A 589-nucleotide genomic window follows, 5' to 3' on the forward strand; every position below is an offset into this window, starting at 1 on the left:
CATACTGCTAAATGAACGAACAGCCGTCTCCTTGCTGAGCAACGGCGCAAATACCAATATAAACATGGTACTAAAAGTTAAAGATATATTAGAAGGCAATCTAACTCAGTCATATGAAATAAGCGGCACACAGCTCTTAGATATCATTTTGTCGTCTATCACAATTATTCTTTGCCTATTGGCCGTTTTGCTATTTCTCTTAGGATTACGCAGAAGGAAAACGAATGAGCGGCAGCCAATGACAAAAAAGAGAATAACCGTAACAGTTATTTTCCTGATCGCTACGATTGCCCTGGGTATACTGTGCTGTGCTTTCGATTGGTCAACAATACTTATTTGGCAAACATATAGTGTTCTTACAGCTTTGATTTCGTCAGCATTATTAACAGCAAGCATTACATGGTTTGTATACACTCACCGATAAAATACCTCGCTCCCAAGATAAGCATAATGTTACGTAATTAAATTTCAATTTATCGGTATGCTTAATTTGAAAAACATAAGACACTTCGGTGTCTTTTTTAATATCATCGACAATTTTCCCAGTCAAACCTAATTACTATTGCTTCCACTAACCTGCTCCGTTCGT

1 pseudogene is annotated in these 589 nt (G+C 37.2%); it reads left to right on the plus strand.

The annotated features are described in order from the left end of the window. A pseudogene (locus Q3V31_RS30725) lies at nt 1-424 on the plus strand (serine hydrolase domain-containing protein); the annotation flags it as partial. Between the last annotated feature and the right edge of the window lie 165 nt (nt 425-589).

The organism is Bacillus nitratireducens (assembly GCF_036320425.1).
In the GTDB taxonomy this organism is placed as follows: Bacteria; Bacillota; Bacilli; order Bacillales; family Bacillaceae_G; genus Bacillus_A; species Bacillus_A nitratireducens.